The following is a 19,642-nucleotide window of genomic DNA, read 5'->3' as shown; positions in this document are numbered from 1 at the left end:
ATTAATTATATTGAAATACCCACAGATTACAAAGAAAGTATTGATATTAGAAATTCCTAGGTTTGCATATTATCTCATTTATCTTAGTGTCTAATATATTATTTGCATGAGCTGGACTTATAACCACAGCAGTATCTGCACCTTCTGCACTGCCCCCTACTGCAATTATTTTCTCGCCGTAAGGTATAAGTCCCGCATCTAAAGCCATAACACTTACTTCCACACAAACTTTGGTTCCTTGTCCAAACATCCTTAAAGTATGAGCCATGATTTCCACAGGGCTTACTCCACCAAATTTTTTACTTATACCTCTTTCTGCACCGCTTAGCACATGGGTAGTTGTGAGCACCTTAAGTCCTAAATTCTTAAGCTCTTCTACTGTTTCTTGAAGCATAACATTTTCACCAGGCTCTTTAGATCCATAAGCATGTGTAACACAAATAATGTTTAAATCTTTAGCTTCTTTAAATAACTTCCCCGTATATCCACTATTAGTAGCTACAACAATATGTTTTATATGTCTATTTCTTGCTTCCTTAATTGCAATTTCTACACATTTTTCAGTATTTGTTTTTCCTTTTTCCTTAAAATACATGGTATCATCCTCCAATCAAATCAGTAATTTATCTTATTATAACATACTAAACTATACTAACATTTCATACAACCTCTCTACTTCTTTTGTCATTCTTTCATATTTTGTATATACTTGATATTCAGTGTTTTCATTAAAACTTTCTTCTAAAGCTTTAATTTCATCTTCCAAATAAATTATCTTATTTTCTATTTCCTTATAATCTTCTTTGTTTTTATTTAGATTTTTTTTCTTAGTTCCATTAGACTTTTTCGGCTCCTTAACTTTTAAATTTTTAATCTTGTTCTTTTTGCTTTGCTTTCCTTCTTGAATTTTTTTCTTTTCCTTTTTATAAGAATCATAATTCCCATAAAAAGTAGATATATTGCCATCACAGATTTCAATAATCTTATTTATGGATTTATTTAAAAAATATCTGTCGTGAGAAACTGCAATTACAGTTCCTTTGTATTCTTTAAGAGCTTTTTCTATAGATTCTCTAGCTTCTAAATCCAGGTGGTTTGTAGGCTCATCCATAATAAGGCAATGAGGATTTTGAAGAATCATCTTTACAAAATGAAGTCTGACTCTTTCTCCTCCGCTTAAAACTTTCAGAGTTTTATTAACTTCATCTCCATAAAATTGAAATTTACTCAAATGAAATCTAGCTTCCTTTTCATCCATTTCCTTTACACTCATAATTTCTTGTAGAATTGATAGATCTTCATCTTCAAAATTAACTTCTTGACCTAAATAACCATACTTAACCCAATTGCCTATAGTTGCCTCACCTTTAAAATCTCTATCTTTCCCTAATAAAATATTCAAAAGAGTAGTCTTACCACAGCCATTGTCCCCTACGATTCCCACTGACTCTCCCCCATATATATTAAAATTTCCATCCTTTATAAGAGTAAAATTTCCAAAAGATTTACTTAAATTTATTGCCCAAGCAATATGGTGGCTGGCGTGATCTACGTTTCCAAATTCTATTTTAGGCTTATTATCATTCTTTAAATGATTACAATGTTTAAAATTTTCTTGCGTTCTCTTCCTTTCTTCAACAAAAGCATTAAGTCTTTTTTCTCTACTTTTAAAAGCTGTAATTTTTCTGTGAGATTTAAGTTCTTCTATAATCTTCTTTTCTCTCTTTATTTTAAGTTCTAATCCCTTCTGTTCCCATCTATAGTATTCTCTCATGCGCTGCTTTTCTTTAATAAATTTACTATAATTACAACTCTTTTCACAAATAGTACCATTATTAAGCTCTGCAATTCTTGTGGAAGTTTCATCTAAAAAATACCTATCATGAGATACCATTAGAACACCTCCACTGAACTTTTTTAAAAAATTTTCTAACCATTCTATAGTTTTAATATCTAAATGGTTAGTAGGCTCATCTAATATAATCAAATCTGGCTCATTAATTAATATCCTAGCAAGGAGAACTCGCATCTTTTCCCCTCCACTGAGTTTGTTTATGGGGAGTTTTAATACCTGTTTTTTTAGTCCCAATCCTAAAAGTATCTTAGTAACTTTATTTTCTATAATGTATCCATTCATAGCTTCGAATTTATTTAAAGTACTGGAATACTTTTTTAAAATAGCTTCATACTTTTTCTTATCCTTATCCCCATGCAATTCTACCATAGCTATTTCTAATTCCTTAAGTTTTTCCTCTAAAGCTATTACCTCTTGTACACACAGGGCTGTGTCTTCTTTAACATCATTCAATTCTATCATATCTTGAGATAGATATCCTACTTTAGTTGCCTTAGGTTTAACTACTTTTCCATTATCAGCCTGTTCAATACCTAAAGCTATTTTAATTAAAGTACTTTTCCCTGCTCCATTAGGCCCTACTAATGATACTCTTTCTCCTCTTTCAATTCTTAAAGATGCACCCTTTAATACATTTTGGTTTCTGTATTCTTTCCAAATATTTTCTAGTGTTAATAAACTCATTTTAACTCCTCCTTCAAATTACACCTTGCTTAATTAAACAAAGTCCATATTTTACTTGCTATTTTGATTTTATGCATAGAAAAAAGACCATCAGTATTTAAAATACCCATGGCCTTTAATTAAAAATTTATTTGATGCCCACACCAGCTAAACTTCATAATAAAAGCCACGGATAACGATACTTTATCCGTGGCAAAATTTTCACTAGTTAAAAACTAAGTAAAAAGAAACTCATGTTTTAATTTCTTTATACAAATAGTTAAATACTATAAAATCACCTTAACACATATACCCTCGCTGAAATTTTTGCACAACAAAAAAACTTTAACAAAGCTAATTTTAAATAACTATAACTTTTATCATATTTTTTGTTCTACTTTTCCAGCGGTGACATATAAACATTTAGCTCCGAATAAAGCATCACCTTTTCATTTATGGTCTCTATGCGAAGCAAATTTCTGTATTCATAGCTGGTACATGGATTATATTCATAAGATATTCCTCCTGCACCTTATAGGCATATATATTATATTATTCATATTATACAATATTATATATTTTGTCAATATATTCTAGGAAAAGTTCTTATTTAGTTTGCCAGCGCCTTAGCATTGGGAAAAACTCTTTCATCTTTTGTCTTGCAATTTCTTCTGTCATTCCCTCATTACCAGCTACCATATGAGGAACGCAAAACTCAATCATTTGCTCCATGCTTACATTAGCTGTGAATTCTCCGTCCTTAAAACAATACACACAGTAATCAGTATTTTTATTTCCATCCTTATTTGTCCCATATAGCTGCTGATTTTCTCCCATAGGCATCCCACAGCTCTGACAAAACTTCATATTCTCCATAATATTCCCTCCTTGTTTCATATTATATAGCTTTGCTATGACATCATTGTATCAAGTATAATATGACAACTGCATGTCATATTAAGAATATAATTTTAAAGTTTTCTCTAATCTATTTTTTATAATTTTCCGTATATAGCCAGGTTCTAAAACCTCCACAAAATGACCAAAGGAAAGAATATACCCATATACCCATTCATCCTCTGGATAAGAAACTTTAACTACAAAGCTGCCATCTTCATTTTTATAAATTTCACTTTCATCAAACTCATCATAGACACGATAAGCCTGTGAAGCATCTATCTTCAATTTTAATGTGACTACATTTGCAATAGGTATATCATTTAGAATAGATGGATTTTCCTTAGGTAAAGTTCTTTCAAAGAAGTCATCAGTTGCCTTCAAATTTTTCATACGTGTTAACTTAAATATTCTCATACTTTGCTTTGAACGACAGAATGCTTTTAAATACCATGTCTTATCCTTAAACCACAATTGAAGCGGCTCCACAATCCTATAAGTTTTTTCTCCATAACTGCTGTAATAATCAAAGCAAATTACTTTTTTATTTGTAACAGCCATTTTAATTAAAATAAACCTATCCTTTTGTACATGGCTCCAATCTGAAAAATCAACTTCTACCCAATTAGGATTATTGGTACCAAATAATGCACTTAATTTTGAAAGTACATTATGAATATCAGGATAATTTACAGCATTTAACCCCTGTAAAGCACACAAAATTTCTTTTTGTTCTTGTGATGAAAGTACCGATTTATTTAAGATAAAACTATCAAGTAAACTGATTCCCCCACCTTTACCCTTATTAGTATAAATGGGAACACCGCATTGACACAAAGTTTCTATATCTCGGTAGATTGTCCTCTGCGATACTTGAAATTTCTCTGACAATTCTTTAGCTGTCACCTTTTCTTTGTTCAAAAGTATATATACGATTTGAAATAATCTATTAATCTGCATTTTTATCACCTTGTATAATTATACTACACATTCCGTGTCCCATGAAAAGTTCAAAAAATCTATTTAAATTATATCCATAGCAAATAATTTAATGAATATATAAGTATAAAGTCTCCAAAATATTATAAATTTAAATTTTGGAGACTTTATACAAGTTAATATATTTTTCTTATAAAACTACTTAATCAAATTACATACATCATTAGCAAATTGTACAGGATCCTCTATGGAAAGCCCTTCAATTAATAATGCTTGGTTATATAATAAATTTGAAATCATTTTTAATTTATCTTTATCGTCTTTAAATGCATTTTTAATAGCATTGAACATTTCATGACTTGTATTGATTTCTAATATTTTATCAGCCTTTATATTTTGGTTATCTGGCATCATCTTAAGAACTTTTTCCATTTCAATTGAAATGTCTCCAGCATTAGTAAGGCAAACTGGATGGCTCTTTAATCTCTTTGATGCTTTAACTTCTTTTACTTTACCACCTAAAGCTTCCTGCATGAATTTAAATAATTCTTTATTTTCATCTGTTTCCTCTTGGTCTTCTTTTTCATCAGGCTCAAAGCCTAAATCCTTACTATAAACAGATACAAATTCTTTATCTTTATATTTCATAAGCATCTTAATAGCAAATTCATCCACCTCATCAGAGAAATACAATATTTCGTAGCCCTTGTCTTTTACAGCTTCAGTTTGAGGTAATTTATCTATCTTATCTATATTTTCTCCCGGTGCATAGTATATATATTTTTGACCTTCTTTCATACGAGAAATGTATTCATCAAGGGTAACAAGTTTTTTCTCGGTAGATGAATAGAACATAAGTAAATCCTGAAGTACATCTTTATTAGCTCCAAACTCAGAATATACACCAAATTTCAATTGTTTTCCAAAGCTATTGTAGAACTCAATATATTTTTCACGATCATTTTTAAGCATTAATAAAAGTTCACTCTTTATTTTATCCTTTATTTTCTTTGCAATAAGTTTAAGCTGTCTATCATGCTGTAAAAGTTCCCTTGAAATATTAAGAGAAAGATCCGCTGAATCAACTAGTCCTTGAACAAAGCTAAAGTAATCTGGCAATAAGTCTGCACATTTTTCCATTATTAATACACCGTTGGAGTAAAGCTCTAAGCCTTTTTCAAAATCCTTTGTATAAAAATCATAAGGAGCTCTAGCAGGTATGAATAGTAAAGTTGTATAGCTTACTGCACCCTCAACAGTTGAAATAATTGATTTTAGAGGTTTTTCATATCCAAAGTGCTTATCCATATAGAATCTTTCGTAATCTTCATTGGTTACTTCATTTTTACTTTTTCTCCAAATTGGAATCATACTATTTAAAGTATCATCTTCAAAATAATCTTCATATTCATTTTCGCTGCCTTCTTTTAACTTGCTCTTCTTCACCATCATTTTAATTGGATATTTTATAAAATCGGAATATTTTTTAACTAAAGATTGTATATTATACTCCTCTAAAAACTCATCGTATTTTTCATCTTCTGTATTTTCTTTTATTTTTAATACTATTTCAGTTCCTACTTCATCTTTATCACACTTTTCAATTTCGTAACCTTCTACACCCTTTGATTCCCATTTATATGCCTCATTAGAATCAAGGGAACGGCTTTTTACAGTGATTGAATCGGATACCATAAATGCAGAATAAAATCCAACTCCAAACTGACCTATAATATCCACTCCTTCTTTTGCTTCCATTTCATTTTTAAAAACAAAAGATCCACTTTTTGCAATAGTTCCAAGATTATTCTTAAGTTCTTCTGATGTCATTCCTATACCAGTATCAGTAATTGTAAGAATTCTATTTTCTTTGTCCGCAGAAATTCTTATGTAAAAATCATCCTTATTAAAACTTATATTTTTATCAGTAAGTGAGCGATAATATCTCTTATCAATTGCATCACTAGCATTTGATATAAGTTCCCTTAAGAATATTTCTTTATTTGTGTAAATTGAGTTAATCATTAAGTCAAGTAATCTCTTTGACTCTGCTTTAAATTGTTTTGTAGACATTTTATCATTTCCTTTCATCATAGTTTAAATTATTAGAAATGTGAAAGGCACATGCCTTTTAACGCATTTTGTTAGCACTTAAACTTGGTGAGTGCTAACTTTATTTTAACAAATTCAATTATTTTGTCAAGCTACTTATTTTCACTAGTAAATCATATATATAAGTCAGTTTCAAATTTATATTTTTTAAATTTCTACAAAGGATAATAAGTATTTTTGTCGAATATTTACTATTAATACAATCTTTATGTTCGTATTCTAATTATTTTATTTTTTTTGTATATATTAAATATTTATCAGATTAAGGTGATATAATTGAAAAATAAATCAAATATTCAAATCATAACAAAAAACGATTTAAAAAATTTAGAAAGCATAATTCAATTGCCTACTATAATACTGAATGATAAAAAAATTTTATCCATAAATTATAAATTTCAAGAAATGCTAGGTTATTCTTTACAAGAACTTAGAAAAAGTAATTTAATTCCTAGTATAATTGAGGAACCTAAAAAAACATCTATTAAAAATATTATAGATAGCCTTAAAGGGAATGGAGATATAATTAAACAAGCTCTAAAAATAAGAACAAAAGGTAATAGTATTATTTGGGGTAATTATGAATGCACTCTAATTAGTTATGAATCTGAAACATACATATTAGCCCATTTAATTAATATCACACATAAAAAAGAAATGGAGCTTCATCTATCTAAAATTTTAAGAGTAAGCTCATTAATGATTGAAATAAGCCACGCTATCATTGACACTGATAATATATATTCTATATATGAATTAATCTTAAAAAATGCCATAAAATCAATAAACCATGCTAAATTAGGCAGTATTATGATTAAACAAGGAAATAACTTAAAAATCGTTTCTCATGTGGGTTTTAAAAGTAGTTCTATTAGTAATTTTGAAATTCCAATAAAGGAATCCTTTCTTTATCAAAAAACCAATGGAAAATTAGATAAAATCGCTAAAATTGACAATACTAATGATCCAGATATTACTTTATATCGCATTGCCACCAATGATGAAGATTCAAAATATATAAAATCTACTATTACAGCTCCCATATATGTAAACAATAGTTTTTTTGGAGTGGTTAATGTAGATTCAACTAAAGCTAATTCATTTGATTTAGATGATATTAAAATTATGGAATTTATAAAAACCAATGTTGAAATAGCTATATCTAACTGCTTACTTTATCAAGAAAAGGTTCATTTATCTAGACATGACTATTTAACAGGAGTTTATAATAAGAGTTATTTTTATGAATTACTTACGGAAACTCACAATAAATCAACAGCATGTGAACAATCATTTAACCTAGTAATATTTGACTTAAATGACCTCAAATATATTAACGATAGCTTTGGACACTTAGCAGGAGATGCTGTAATTAAGGATTTTGCTAATGAATGTTCAAATATTCTAGGAAATAGAGATATATTATCACGATTTGGTGGAGATGAGTTCGCAGGAATCTTTCTCCATTGCACAGTTGAAGAATTAACAGATAGATTAAATAATTTTTTAAGTTATTTAGAAAATAAGCATACCTATTTTAAAGGTAACTGCATAAAATATTCCTTTAGCTACGGCATTTCCACATTTAATAAAGATGGACAACTCATTAATGATTTACTGAACATTGCAGATAAGAGAATGTATAGTTTTAAAAATAAGTATAAAAAAAACAGTCACTAATCTTAACAAGTTAGTGACTGTTTTATATATTTATTCTACTTATTAATTTCTTTTTTTAGATAGAAGCATAATAGCTCCTATAGCTGTTACCAAGCTTCCTAAAAGAATACTCATGCCTTCTGATACTCCACCTGTTTTTGGCAATGCACTGATTTTTTCATTGCTTGCCTTTTTATTTTGTGAAGCAACTGGAGAAACTGGTTTTGTTTCGGGGTTTCCTTCTGGTTTTGTTTCTGGTTTTGTTTCTGGGTTTCCTTCTGGTTTTGTTTCTGGTTTTCCTTCTGTTTTTGTTTCTTCTGATTGCGTTTCTTGGTTTATTTCTATACCTGTAAGTATAAAACCTAATTCCCCTGTTGTTGCGTTAACATCTATTTTTAAGTTTTTCTTTTCAGTTGTAGTGTTTGGTTTAACCTTAACAGTGAAAGTTTTATTTTCTGAATTATATTCTATACTTTCTATCATTTCTTCTATTATTTTATCACCTTCACCTAATTCTCCAATCTCAGTAGCATCAAGCATTCCATTGCTTACATATGAAGGATTGCACATTAAGAAGAAAGTATTCAATTCAAACATTTCCGCCAATTCGTCTAATCCTGAATAAGGACTATTGAATGTAAACTCTCCTCCTGTCGCTGGTATAGCAACCTTTTGATTTACATTTAACTTCTGTCCAAAGAAGCCACAACTTACTCTTTCAGGATTATTATATTCATCAAGTTGCTTAGAAAACATTTCAAATACTTTATCTTTTATATTCGCATAATCACTTACATTATTTCCACTAAAATCTAAAATTCTAAGTTTATTTAATCCAACTATAGCATCCACATTTGTTATATGATTTGCTGATAAATCTAGTGTATCCAATTCAGGCATATTCCTAACAACATCAGCATTAGTTATACCATTACTTCCATCATTATCAACATTGAAATGAACATCTAAGTAATTAAGTTTTGTAAGAGTCTTTAATGGACTAATATCTCTTATCAAATTATTATATAACTTTAAATGCTCTAATTCTGTCAAATTAGCTAAAGGTGAAACATCAGTAATCCTATTTCTATCTAATTCTATATATTTTATTTTTTTAAGATCCTTTAATGGTGTTATATCTGAAATCTCGCATTCTGATAACTCAATAGCTTCAAGATTCTTAGCATACTGTATACCCTCTATGCTCTTCATTTTTCTAGTAACCATCCATTTTGTATCTAATTTATACAGCGGGATAATACTTTGTCTTTTTGAATCTTTATCAACTTTAGTTATATCTACGCCGTCTGATTCATAAACACTACAATACTCATCTGCAATAGCCAAGGTGGCTGCTACTATAATTGGAGAAATGACATTAGGTAATAAATGATGAATAATAAATTCTATATCATTTAGCCCCATTGCTTTAGCAGCTAGAATCCTCATAAAATAAAGAGAAGGAACTAATGCCCCTTCTCTATCTATTGTTGAAAGTAACTCAGATGCATAGGATTCTTTATATCCAAACATATGATAACAATACATACACTCCATAAATACATGTGAGACATAGACCTTCTCTTTTGTTAATAACGTCTCCTCCTTTATTTTTGCAAAAATATCTAAAACACATAAGTATAATAAGCATGGCAGGTATCTGTATTTTATAAAAGTTTTGAGGAACTAAAAGACCTCCCCTTGTAACCGAAGCTGAACTTCCAACTACAAATAAAACATTTAAAATATCAGCACCTATAATATTTCCTACCGCCAGCTCACCATGACCTTTTCTAACAGAAGTTATAGCAGTAATAAGTTCAGGAAGACTAGTCCCAAAAGCAATTAAAGTAGCAGCTATAATACTTTGAGGTATTCCTATTCTTATAGCTGTTATTTCAACAGAAGGAATAAGTACTTTAGAAGAACCTATTACAAGAACTATTCCTAAAAACATCTTTAGAATTTGTAATATAGCAGTTTTTTGTGTTTCACTTGCTTCCTCATCCTCTGATTTTGAACCTTTTGCCCATTTTAAAGATATGTAAATGTACAATACCAATAAAGCAAGAAAAATCCATCCCATCCACTGAGGAATTATTCCTACTTTTTTGCCTTCTTTTAAAAAGAATGGCATACAAACTACAGAAAGTAAAATACCAGCTAAGATTTGAACCTTCCCCTGTCTATCTATAGTCATTTTATCCACAGGAAGTTTACCTATTATAGCAGCAATACCTATAATAAGACCAGTATCAGCTATAATAGATCCTATAGCATTTCCTAAAGCTAAATCAGGATTTCCTTTTAAAGCTGCAAAAACAGATACAGCCACTTCAGGCAATGTGGTTCCTAAAGATACAATGGTTGCACCAATAATCATTTTAGGAATACCCCATTGTACTGATAATCCAACTGCCTCATCCACAAGAATATCTGCACCTTTGCTTAAAATATATAGCATTCCAGCTATAATAAGCGCTAAAACAATAGTCGGAAATGTGTTAAGATACTTAATTATTATTATGTCCATACATATGCTCCTTTTCTTTTGATTTTTATACAAAATTAAAAAACTCTACAATTAAGTCCTTTATAAAATATAAAAAACTTAATTGTAGAGTCTCACTAAACAAATGATGCCAACAAAGCCGGGAAAACATTCCGTATTGACGACTTTGATACTTAAAAAAGCAAGCTACTCCCTCTACCTTTATGATTATATTAAGTTTGAAATATAATGTCAAGAATACTATGAAATCCATCTGCATAGTTAACAAATGAAACCGCCATCAATTTGCCTATTTTCAATTACATCTCTGAAATTTCTTCACCATCTGGAGTCATCAAAGGCAGTTTTTCTAAAAATATTATATCCTCCCTTTTAGCTGCTTCCCCTTCTGCTAAAATTGCAGCCTTCGCAGTTATAATACCTCCTGCTTTCTCCACTAATCTTTCCATTGCAATTAATGATTCCCCTGTACTTATTACATCATCAATTAGTGCCACTCTTTTACCTTTAATTTTATCTACATCCACACCATCAAGACATAATAATTGCTTTTTCTGAGTAGTTATAGAAATCACTTCATCACATATAGGATTTTTCATATAAGGTTTTATACTTTTTCTTGCAACAATAAAACCTTTCATGTTTAATATTTTTGATATTTCATAAACTAAGGGAATTCCTTTAGCTTCAGCAGTAACCAATACATCAACCTTAGGTAACTTTTCTGCTATAGCTAAAGCAACATTAGATATAAGTTCTGTATCCCCAAGAATTACAAAGCTAGCAATGGCTAAATCTTCATTTATTTTAATAACTGGAAGATTACGCTTAACACCACATACATTTAATTCATAATATTTATTCATATATTTCCCCTCCATTTACCCTATCATAGGTAATAATATTTTCATTAATAATCCTGAAATCATGCCAACAAATGGATCTGTTATAGCTGTTACCGTCATTGTAATTCCACCTATAAGTGTGCCATTTACAGTATTAGATGTAACAGCTGCAGCTGCGTTAATAGGAACTGTAACTATTGCACCTAGTACAAATAGAAATCCTGCTATAGATTCCGTTGGAATATATTTACCAATTTTAGGTAGAAGTCCTGCAAATAATATTGCAGCCATAAGTAACATCATGATAATACCACTAACTTTAGGATTAGGTGCTCCTCCTGTTGCTGAAATTATAGTTTCTACAGGTGCTCCACCAAAAAGAGAAGAACTCATATCAGCTAATGAACTTATTATTGATACATGATCTATATTTACTTTACGACTTGCCAGTTGACCAGTGATGTTACCAAAAGCTATATTAGCCCCTATGTTAAGACACACCATACTCATAGCACCTCTTAATATTTTCAAGCTAAAAGATGGTTTTTTTAATGCTATTTTTTCTCTTTCTATAATAAGCGATTCATTATTTTTATTACCACGGATATTGTATACGATACTTGATATTATTACAGATACTGCAATAGTGTAAACTAAATCTTTTGTAAATAGATGTGTTATTACTCCAGAAGCTATAGAAATATATCCTATAATTTTATTTTTTCTGGCCATTTCTATAGAAACCTTAGCTAGCATAATTCCAACTCCAGCCATCATTCCTGCTGTGATAACAGGACCGATAAAATCTGTTATTTTGCTCATTAATCCTAATAATCCAATAAAGGCCATTATCAAACCACCATAAAAAATCATTGAAAGTCTTTCCTTAAGGTTGTCCCCCATAGTACCAGCTAAAGTAATTGTTTCCGCTTGAAATGATATAGGCACTACACTCCCCGTTATGGCGTTACCAGCAGCACCTATTACAAATGCAAAAGCCGTAGGAACAGAAGCAAAACCAAAGGATAGTGCCAAAAGTCCCTGAGGCAATCCATTTAAAAGCACACTAAAAATTGACAAAATATCTTTCCATAAATCCATATTTCTTGTCTCCCTTCAATCATATCTACTCTTAATATAAGAAGGAGATAAGTTATGGACGATATATGTAATCCATTAACTTCTCCTATAGTAGAGTAGTTTAAGGCTACTCTGTAGAAACTCCTGAACCTTATTATCAGAATTATATAAGAGCGAATATTTTATTTTATAACATAATAAATCTTATCACATATTACGAACATTTTCAACATAATTTTTAATATTATACGCATTTATTAGACATTTATCTCTATTTTTCATAAGGACTCATCATTATAATACGTAATTAATATCTGCTTATTTTTATAGAATTAAATATAATTTTTTAGTATATGATTAAACTACAAAAATGTACAATGCGTTGGAATTATGAAATTTCTCCTCCATGACTTGCATAAGATCTGGAAACAATAAATTTAAAATAAGAAATCCTGTGAATAATTATTTCACAGGATTTCTCATAAAATTTTCACTCCTAGAGCAACTTTTCATACTTTTAAATTGTACAAACAGCATGACTATGGATAGCAATATTAAAACTAAGTTTACAATAATCCATAAAGTATTACATGATAATTTAGCAATGTTGAATTTAACAGAATAAGCGTTATTAAACTTGTAAAATAAGGAAGCATATGCACCCCATGCGCAAATATTAGCTATTATGCTTTCTATTAGCCCTTTCTTATAAAAAAAGTAGAGTGTTAAGTAATATGAAAATAAAAGAGGAGACAACCAACTTATAATTAAATATGTCCATATATTTACATCCCATATCAAATAATTAGCAAGAGCCATACAACTTATAAATAATATATTATAAAAAATTATTACAATAGTCCTTGCTATAGCTATTTCATACATTGAATATTTACATGCTGCTTCCATTTTAGAAACATTAAAATATTTTCCTCTATATAAATAATATATAGAAAATAACGAAATAATAGGACTTAATAAAATGGTATTAAAATTTTCATCCATTTTTATATTCAATACCCCAAATATAAGTATAATAAATGACGCTATCCAAAACCTTACGTCTAAAAGTGATATTTGAAGCCTTACAGCTAAAAGTAAATATTTTATACTATCAAATATACTAATTTTATCTCTGGACTTTTCTTCTAAATACTCTTCTTCATATATGCCTTCTAGTTTATCTATTATATTGTCAAATAAATTATCTGGCACTTCTACTATTTCTTCTTCCTCAAATAATAAATCAATATCCTCTATATCCTCTAATGTTATCTCTTGTTCACTATTTATACTACTTAAATCATTTAATATCTGTTCATTTAACTCTTTCTTCATAAGAATCACCTCCCCTTACACTTTGTAATTTACTTTTTATATGCTTTATTCCTTGATAAAGTCTACTTTTTGTTGTATTCAAACTACTCCCTGTAATTAAAGCAATATCTTCTATAGACATGCTTTCACAAAAACGAAACTTTAAAACTTCCTTTTGAATCTCATTTAAATCTTCAATTAAATCATCTATATTATTGTTGATAATTTTATACTCAATTACATTATCTTTTTCCTTTATATCTTCATGTAAATAAGTTATGCTATTTCTATTTTTGTAAATTTTACTTCTAGTGTAATCAACTACAGAGTTATATGCAATTTTATAAAGCCAAGGCTTAAACAAATATTCTTCTAAATAGCTTTTTCTTTTTTCATAAACTTTACAAAACACTTCCTGACATATATCTTGAGATGTATGATAATCTTTAATTTTGATGTATATATATCTAAAAATATTTTTATAATATCGTCGTACTATAAACTCCATAGCTTCTTTGTTTCCGTTTTTAACCTTTTTAAATAAATCTTCATCGCTTACATAATCCATAACTTCACCTTACTCTCTCGTTTTGAGAATGAGTCCTCTATAATTTTTAGCAAGAACTCCTTCAATTACTCAAACGCTTATAAAAATGATATTTTCTTGCCCTACTTTTTTATTTCAATGTCTTTCTTATTATTCAATACGCTTATAAAAATGATATCCAAAAAAATATAATAAAATACTTTGAACAACCATTGATATCACTCCGACTTTTATACTGTAAATGGGCTGCCCATAAAAATATAAATCAATTCCACTGTAAAAAGAAATAAAAAAATATCTAAAAATTCCCGTACCATTTCCAAATGCATTATAAAATGACCATGAATTTGTTACCAACAATACACTTATAATATAAGAAGTTACCACATCTTGTACTAATGTAGATACTACCAAAAACAAAACTGCAGCTGAGGCTAAAATTAAAATTGTCAAAACTGATTTTATAATAAATGTATCTATTACACTTCTTTCAACCGTTGCCATGCTGTAGCACAGCACACTCCTTATGGAACTAGACAAATCAGAAAAACCCATTAAATAACCACTAAATATAAATGAAAATATTAAATTCACACTAAAAACTATTAACATTGCTGACAGCATGGCCATATATTTAGAATAATATAATTTTACTCTGCTTGTACCTGTTGCAAATTGCACCTTTGTTATATTTCTTGTTTTTTCAAAACATACTATATCAGCACAAAACAAAAGTAAAAGAGGAAGCCAATAAGTGTCATTAAATATGGCCTCAGCCATTCCTTGCGAAAAATCCTGTTTTGGTTCAACAGCAAAGTGATTTTTATAAAAATCTAATATGCTTTTACTGATATATATATCTATTTCATTATTTAACTCATGCAAATCTTTTTCATACTCATCAATTTTATTAATGTAATCTTTTTTATTTTGTTCATATATGCAATTGTATTGAGGAAATTTTTTATATGCATTTACAATATTATAAGTTGAACATGCTAATATAACTAAAAGAACTATTTTAAATCTATAGGATTTTATTATTTTGTAAAGTTCTGCTTTATATACTCCAAAAAACATTATTATTTCCCCTTATCCTATAAATATTTATAGTGATAAATATAAGCATCCTCTAGATTAGGTTCTACAATTACACCTTTATTGTTTGGTTTCTCTCCAATAATTCTAACAGCTATGCCATTTTTTCTATTAATATTGTGACTTACTAGATATTTTTTCTTTAATTCTTTAAGCTCATCTAAATTAGTGGTAACTTCAAAGACTTTACCTTCAAGTTCTTTCAAAACTTCTTCTGGGGTTATATGTGAAAGAAGTTGTCCATTTTTTATAAAAACCAAATTTGTGGCTGTTGACTCTAAATCAGATACTATATGTGTGGATAAAATAATAAGTTTACTTTTACTTATTTCAATTAAAAAATCTCTAAATTTAATTCTTTCATTGGGATCTAATGAAGCTGTTGGCTCATCAAGTATTAAAATTTTAGGATCATTTAAAAGCGCCTGTGCAATTCCCATTCTCCTTTTCATTCCATCTGAAAGAGTCTTAATCTTTTTTTTCTTTACATCTTTAAGAGAAACAATCTCTAATAGTTCATCTATCTTGTAATCTATATGCTGTTTGGAAATACCTTTTAAAACTCCAAAATAAGTTAAAAACTTTTCGCAGGTAAAACTAGGGTATACACCAAAGTTTTGAGGTAAATATCCTATAATGTTTCTGTATTTTTCCCCCATTTTAAAAATATCTCTTCTATTTAAATAAACATTTCCACTACTTGGAGTACTGACTGTTGATAAAATATTTAAAAGTGTTGTTTTACCTGCTCCGTTAGGAGCTAAAATTCCAACTATCCCATTTGACATAGTTAAAGATATATTATTTAAAACGGCCTTTTTTCCGTATACTTTAGTAAGATTTTTAATGCTTAGTTCCACAGTATAACCCCTTTCTATTACTTCAAATAAATTAGTTAATATATCTATATGATTAAACCATATAACACATAATTTCTATAATCAATTTGATTGATTTTATTAATTTGCTTTAAATGTATAGTTAATTATCTTACATACTGTTTATCAGCATAATACTTTTCATGATATTTTCTTATGTCATCGTATAAATCAAGTGTTTCTTCAACCGTATTATCTTTATAGTTATTCTCTATAAAATTCTTTATATCATCATAAGAAATACTTTTTTCATTGTTATATATGGAATTAAGAAGTTTTATAGTTTTTTCATGACTACTTTTATCTAATTTATACAAAAGATTTTGTGATATAGAAGCTAAAGCATGTATACCTTTTTTATCACTCTTAACCTCTTTTAAATCTCTTTCTAAACTTTCACAATATTCTTCTTTATTATTATAGTACTCTGGTATTTGGATTAATTTATTTTCTTTAAATTTTCCTCCTGATTTAGGAACTACATACGCATGGTATATATATTCTTTCCAAGATTCCATCAATATTTCATTTTCGTTACTTCTTTCTATATTTTTAAACATAGGTTCCAATAAAATTGTATTTATATATGTTCCCCAGTATTCTCCACCATATTCTACAGGATTAAAACTCTTTAATGTACTATATGGCATTGTATATACACCTTTTCTACTTTTAGTAAAATCTTTTTCCTTGCCACGCCACATATAAAGTTCATTATAGCATATATTTTTTCCAAATATGTCCTCTAATATTTTACTTTCTGTATCACATATTTTAAATAATTCTTCTGCACGATCACTGTCTAAATTTTTATGATGTAACTTAATATTTTGTCCCTTTACTAAATTCCATGTATCATTTTTCCAAAACTCCATCTTCATGAAAAAAGAATTATATATAAATAAGAAAATTAAAGAAAAAGTAATTACTGTTACCGAACCTTTATAAATAAGTTTTCTCCTTAAATGTTCTCCTTTACTTACTATAAATAAATTTAAAATCACCAGTATCATTATCAAAATAACTATAAAAAATATATTTGACCATATTGGTACTGATTTATTAATTAGATTTACATTAATGGATGCAAAGGGGTTGTTTTCATGCCAGCTAGCACCCAAAAGCATTTGCATTGCCCATATACCTAGTGATATACCATAACCCAATAGTGTATTTCCACTAATATTGCTAATTAAAAGTCCTATTAAGCTAAGCAAAGTAGAATATATAACTATAACCATAAGTGTAAACATAGATTTTTCAAATCCCATAATTAAAGCAGAAATATATACAATAAAAATTACACTTTCACTTGTAATCCATGCAGATAAATACTTCTGTATTAGTACCTTATATTTTGGTGTTCTAGATGTAAAAATTAAAAAATCCGTTCCCTTTTCAATTTCACTTGAAAATATATTAGCTGTAAAAAATACCGGTAACAAAGTTATTATCAAACTTAAAGTATACCATTCTCTATTCATTTCTAATAAATTAAAAATGAATACCAATACCATAAAGGTAGCTGAAATTCCCACCATAATTTTTGATTGTTGTTTAAAATGATATCTTAAAAGCATAAAATCACCTTCTATCCATTAATTTTTTAGGAGAAAATTTTAATATAGCTAGTATTATAAATACTACTGATAAAGTTAATATGAATATCCTATTAGCCAGGATATAGTTTATATCTTTCTGACTCAAAGGATTACCTGCATACAAACTACTAGTATAGGTTGAAGATATAATCACTCCATACTTATTAGCCTTTTCTCCTGCCAAGCTCATAAATAAAAACATAGGTAAAAATATAGTTAAAGGTTTAATACTAAAGAAAACCTCTAAAAAATAAGTAAAAGCTAATGCTGCCAAAAAAGATGGTACAGAATATATAATAAAATATTTCAAAAATGGAAGTGGTGAATAGGGCATTTGTTTGAAATATAGAGGCATAAACATCCAAACTAAATTTTCTATTACTCCAAACAATAAGCAATAACTATATGCTCCCAAAAACTTACCTGCAGCATATGCTTTACCATTAATAGGTTGTGAAAATACTAATACGGGCATCTCAGATACCTCATCCTTATAATAAATACTTATAGCTATAATAGGTATTATCATTATTGCTATCATAACTAATCCATTGTTACATTGATATGCAGCAAATGCCTCTTTCCACATACTATTACTTTGTATTGGACTATATACAAATATAGGTGCCACTACAAGAGCAATAATACAAATAACTGTAATCCAATTTTTCAAAAGGCTTCTAAACTCTTGCTTTGCCACTATACATACATTTCTAAGCATACTTATTTTCTCCTTCCTGATAATTTACCTTTTGTCCATATTTCATAAAATACATATAAGCATCTTCAAGGTTAGGTTCCACCTCTATTCCTTTATTTGCTCCTAAAAAGTTTTCTCCAACTACCCTTAAAAAAGTTCCCTTTGAGGTTCTTCTTATAGATATAACCTCATATTTATCCTTTAAATATAATATATCTTCATGATTTATAGCCTTAAATTCTTTAACCTTATCCTTAGCTTTCAATATAAATTCCATAGGTGAACCAATATATTGTATGCTACCTCTATTTAAAAGCCCTATGTTCTCACAAGAACTAGATATATCCTCTACAATGTGAGTAGATAATATTACACATTTTTGTTTACTTAATTCCACAAGTAGCATCCTAAAACGAATTCTCTCCTCCGGGTCAAGTCCTGCTGTTGGTTCATCTACAATTAAAATTTTAGGATCTTTTATTATAGCATTGGCAATACCGAGTCTTCTCTTCATTCCTCCTGAAAAGCCTCCGACTTTTTTATCTTTCTGCTCTAAAAGATTAACTTTTTCTAATACCTCATATATCTTCTTACATCTCATATTTCTTCCACCTACATTGTTGAGCTGAGCCATGTAATCTAAAAATTCAAATGCAGTTAAATTAGGGTATATAGAAAAATCCTGTGGAAGATACCCTACTATATTTCTAACTTCTAATGAATGAGTCTTAGTGTCATATCCCTCAACTGTAATATTCCCCTTTTCAGGACTTATAAGGGTAATAAGGCTTTTCATGAGAGTACTTTTTCCTGCTCCATTAGGTCCCAAAAGTCCAAACATCCCTTCTCCAATTTCTAAATTAACATCTCTTAATGCATAAAAATTTTTATTATAAATTTTTGATACATTCTCAAAAGCTATTATTTTCTTCACAAATA

Annotated in this window: 17 protein-coding genes and 1 riboswitch; of the genes, 1 reads left to right on the top strand and 16 read right to left on the bottom strand. The window is 28.8% G+C overall.

Features of this window, described 5'->3' with window-relative positions; all coding sequences use genetic code 11:
- Positions 1 to 46 precede the first annotated feature (46 nt).
- The 5 genes from CC89_RS03445 to htpG all read right to left on the bottom strand — a co-directional run bounded on the left by CC89_RS03445 (position 47) and on the right by htpG (position 6,427).
- Entirely contained in the window at positions 47 to 595 is a 549-nt protein-coding gene (locus CC89_RS03445; protein ID WP_035289069.1) for a pyruvate kinase alpha/beta domain-containing protein, read from the bottom strand.
- 51 nt (positions 596 to 646) lie between these two features.
- Complete coding sequence (gene abc-f, locus CC89_RS03440) at positions 647 to 2,539, bottom strand: ribosomal protection-like ABC-F family protein (RefSeq protein ID WP_035289066.1); 1,893 nt, start codon at positions 2,537 to 2,539, stop codon at positions 647 to 649.
- Positions 2,540 to 3,124: 585 nt separating this feature from the next.
- On the bottom strand, positions 3,125 to 3,385 hold the full coding sequence (locus tag CC89_RS03435; protein ID WP_502685624.1) for a zinc ribbon domain-containing protein: 261 nt from the start codon (positions 3,383 to 3,385) through the stop codon (positions 3,125 to 3,127).
- A gap of 90 nt (positions 3,386 to 3,475) precedes the next feature.
- Entirely contained in the window at positions 3,476 to 4,375 is a 900-nt protein-coding gene (locus CC89_RS03430) for a helix-turn-helix transcriptional regulator (protein ID WP_035289060.1), read from the bottom strand.
- Positions 4,376 to 4,552: 177 nt separating this feature from the next.
- Positions 4,553 to 6,427, bottom strand: a complete 1,875-nt coding sequence (htpG, locus tag CC89_RS03425; RefSeq protein WP_035289057.1) for a molecular chaperone HtpG — start codon at positions 6,425 to 6,427, stop codon at positions 4,553 to 4,555.
- A 315-nt stretch (positions 6,428 to 6,742) separates the two neighbouring features.
- On the opposite strand from htpG, the gene CC89_RS03420 reads away from it, so the two are divergent.
- Positions 6,743 to 8,146 carry a diguanylate cyclase gene (locus CC89_RS03420; RefSeq protein ID WP_035289054.1) on the top strand — a complete coding sequence of 468 codons (1,404 nt, stop codon included), beginning with the start codon at positions 6,743 to 6,745 and terminating at the stop codon, positions 8,144 to 8,146.
- A 42-nt stretch (positions 8,147 to 8,188) separates the two neighbouring features.
- Here CC89_RS03420 and CC89_RS03415 read toward each other — a convergent pair whose 3' ends face one another.
- The 11 genes from CC89_RS03415 to CC89_RS03365 all read right to left on the bottom strand — a co-directional run bounded on the left by CC89_RS03415 (position 8,189) and on the right by CC89_RS03365 (position 19,637).
- Positions 8,189 to 9,673 (bottom strand): leucine-rich repeat domain-containing protein, encoded by a 1,485-nt coding sequence (locus CC89_RS03415; RefSeq protein WP_185750665.1) that lies wholly within the window; start codon positions 9,671 to 9,673, stop codon positions 8,189 to 8,191.
- Positions 9,645 to 10,658, bottom strand: a complete 1,014-nt coding sequence (locus tag CC89_RS03410; RefSeq protein ID WP_035289049.1) for a sodium:calcium antiporter — start codon at positions 10,656 to 10,658, stop codon at positions 9,645 to 9,647. The genes CC89_RS03415 and CC89_RS03410 overlap by 29 nt, the downstream gene beginning before the upstream one ends.
- 278 nt (positions 10,659 to 10,936) lie before the next feature.
- The gene (locus CC89_RS03405; RefSeq protein ID WP_035289046.1) at positions 10,937 to 11,503 is read right to left on the bottom strand and encodes a phosphoribosyltransferase family protein; all 567 of its coding nucleotides are present in this window, start codon (positions 11,501 to 11,503) and stop codon (positions 10,937 to 10,939) included.
- Positions 11,504 to 11,518: 15 nt separating this feature from the next.
- A complete protein-coding gene (locus tag CC89_RS03400; protein WP_035289043.1) occupies positions 11,519 to 12,583 on the bottom strand; it encodes a permease family protein in 1,065 nt (354 codons plus the stop codon).
- A 68-nt stretch (positions 12,584 to 12,651) separates the two neighbouring features.
- A riboswitch (purine riboswitch) is annotated at positions 12,652 to 12,753 on the bottom strand.
- Between the two features lie 271 nt (positions 12,754 to 13,024).
- Positions 13,025 to 13,900 (bottom strand): hypothetical protein, encoded by an 876-nt coding sequence (locus tag CC89_RS03395; RefSeq protein ID WP_051931448.1) that lies wholly within the window; start codon positions 13,898 to 13,900, stop codon positions 13,025 to 13,027.
- Entirely contained in the window at positions 13,881 to 14,447 is a 567-nt protein-coding gene (locus CC89_RS03390; protein WP_035289039.1) for an RNA polymerase sigma factor, read from the bottom strand. Before CC89_RS03390 ends, CC89_RS03395 begins: the two co-directional genes overlap by 20 nt.
- Before the next feature lie 129 nt (positions 14,448 to 14,576).
- On the bottom strand, positions 14,577 to 15,506 hold the full coding sequence (locus CC89_RS03385; protein ID WP_035289036.1) for a hypothetical protein: 930 nt from the start codon (positions 15,504 to 15,506) through the stop codon (positions 14,577 to 14,579).
- A 17-nt stretch (positions 15,507 to 15,523) separates the two neighbouring features.
- Entirely contained in the window at positions 15,524 to 16,384 is an 861-nt protein-coding gene (locus CC89_RS03380) for an ATP-binding cassette domain-containing protein (protein WP_035289033.1), read from the bottom strand.
- 125 nt (positions 16,385 to 16,509) lie between these two features.
- The gene (locus CC89_RS03375) at positions 16,510 to 17,982 is read right to left on the bottom strand and encodes an ABC transporter permease (protein WP_035289030.1); all 1,473 of its coding nucleotides are present in this window, start codon (positions 17,980 to 17,982) and stop codon (positions 16,510 to 16,512) included.
- Positions 17,983 to 17,986: 4 nt separating this feature from the next.
- On the bottom strand, positions 17,987 to 18,724 hold the full coding sequence (locus CC89_RS03370) for a membrane protein (protein WP_035289026.1): 738 nt from the start codon (positions 18,722 to 18,724) through the stop codon (positions 17,987 to 17,989).
- Entirely contained in the window at positions 18,717 to 19,637 is a 921-nt protein-coding gene (locus CC89_RS03365; protein WP_035289024.1) for an ABC transporter ATP-binding protein, read from the bottom strand. The genes CC89_RS03370 and CC89_RS03365 overlap by 8 nt, the downstream gene beginning before the upstream one ends.
- Positions 19,638 to 19,642: the final 5 nt, after the last annotated feature.

Origin of the sequence: Clostridium sp. KNHs214, assembly GCF_000744935.1 — a bacterium.
Lineage (GTDB): Bacteria > Bacillota > Clostridia > Clostridiales > Clostridiaceae > Haloimpatiens.
This window is presented reverse-complemented; position numbering and strand designations above follow the sequence as displayed.

Bases quoted from the DNA above. Each gene is read 5' to 3' on its own strand.
- CC89_RS03445 (WP_035289069.1), bottom strand. From the start codon at position 595: ATGTATTTTAAGGAAAAAGGAAAAACAAATACTGAAAAATGTGTAGAA.
- abc-f (WP_035289066.1), bottom strand. From the start codon at position 2,539: ATGAGTTTATTAACACTAGAAAATATTTGGAAAGAATACAGAAACCAA.
- CC89_RS03435 (WP_502685624.1), bottom strand. From the start codon at position 3,385: ATGAAGTTTTGTCAGAGCTGTGGGATGCCTATGGGAGAAAATCAGCAG.
- CC89_RS03430 (WP_035289060.1), bottom strand. From the start codon at position 4,375: ATGCAGATTAATAGATTATTTCAAATCGTATATATACTTTTGAACAAA.
- htpG (WP_035289057.1), bottom strand. From the start codon at position 6,427: ATGTCTACAAAACAATTTAAAGCAGAGTCAAAGAGATTACTTGACTTA.
- CC89_RS03415 (WP_185750665.1), bottom strand. From the start codon at position 9,673: ATGTATTGTTATCATATGTTTGGATATAAAGAATCCTATGCATCTGAG.
- CC89_RS03410 (WP_035289049.1), bottom strand. From the start codon at position 10,658: ATGGACATAATAATAATTAAGTATCTTAACACATTTCCGACTATTGTT.
- CC89_RS03405 (WP_035289046.1), bottom strand. From the start codon at position 11,503: ATGAATAAATATTATGAATTAAATGTATGTGGTGTTAAGCGTAATCTT.
- CC89_RS03400 (WP_035289043.1), bottom strand. From the start codon at position 12,583: ATGGATTTATGGAAAGATATTTTGTCAATTTTTAGTGTGCTTTTAAAT.
- CC89_RS03395 (WP_051931448.1), bottom strand. From the start codon at position 13,900: ATGAAGAAAGAGTTAAATGAACAGATATTAAATGATTTAAGTAGTATA.
- CC89_RS03390 (WP_035289039.1), bottom strand. From the start codon at position 14,447: ATGGATTATGTAAGCGATGAAGATTTATTTAAAAAGGTTAAAAACGGA.
- CC89_RS03385 (WP_035289036.1), bottom strand. From the start codon at position 15,506: ATGTTTTTTGGAGTATATAAAGCAGAACTTTACAAAATAATAAAATCC.
- CC89_RS03375 (WP_035289030.1), bottom strand. From the start codon at position 17,982: ATGCTTTTAAGATATCATTTTAAACAACAATCAAAAATTATGGTGGGA.
- CC89_RS03370 (WP_035289026.1), bottom strand. From the start codon at position 18,724: ATGCTTAGAAATGTATGTATAGTGGCAAAGCAAGAGTTTAGAAGCCTT.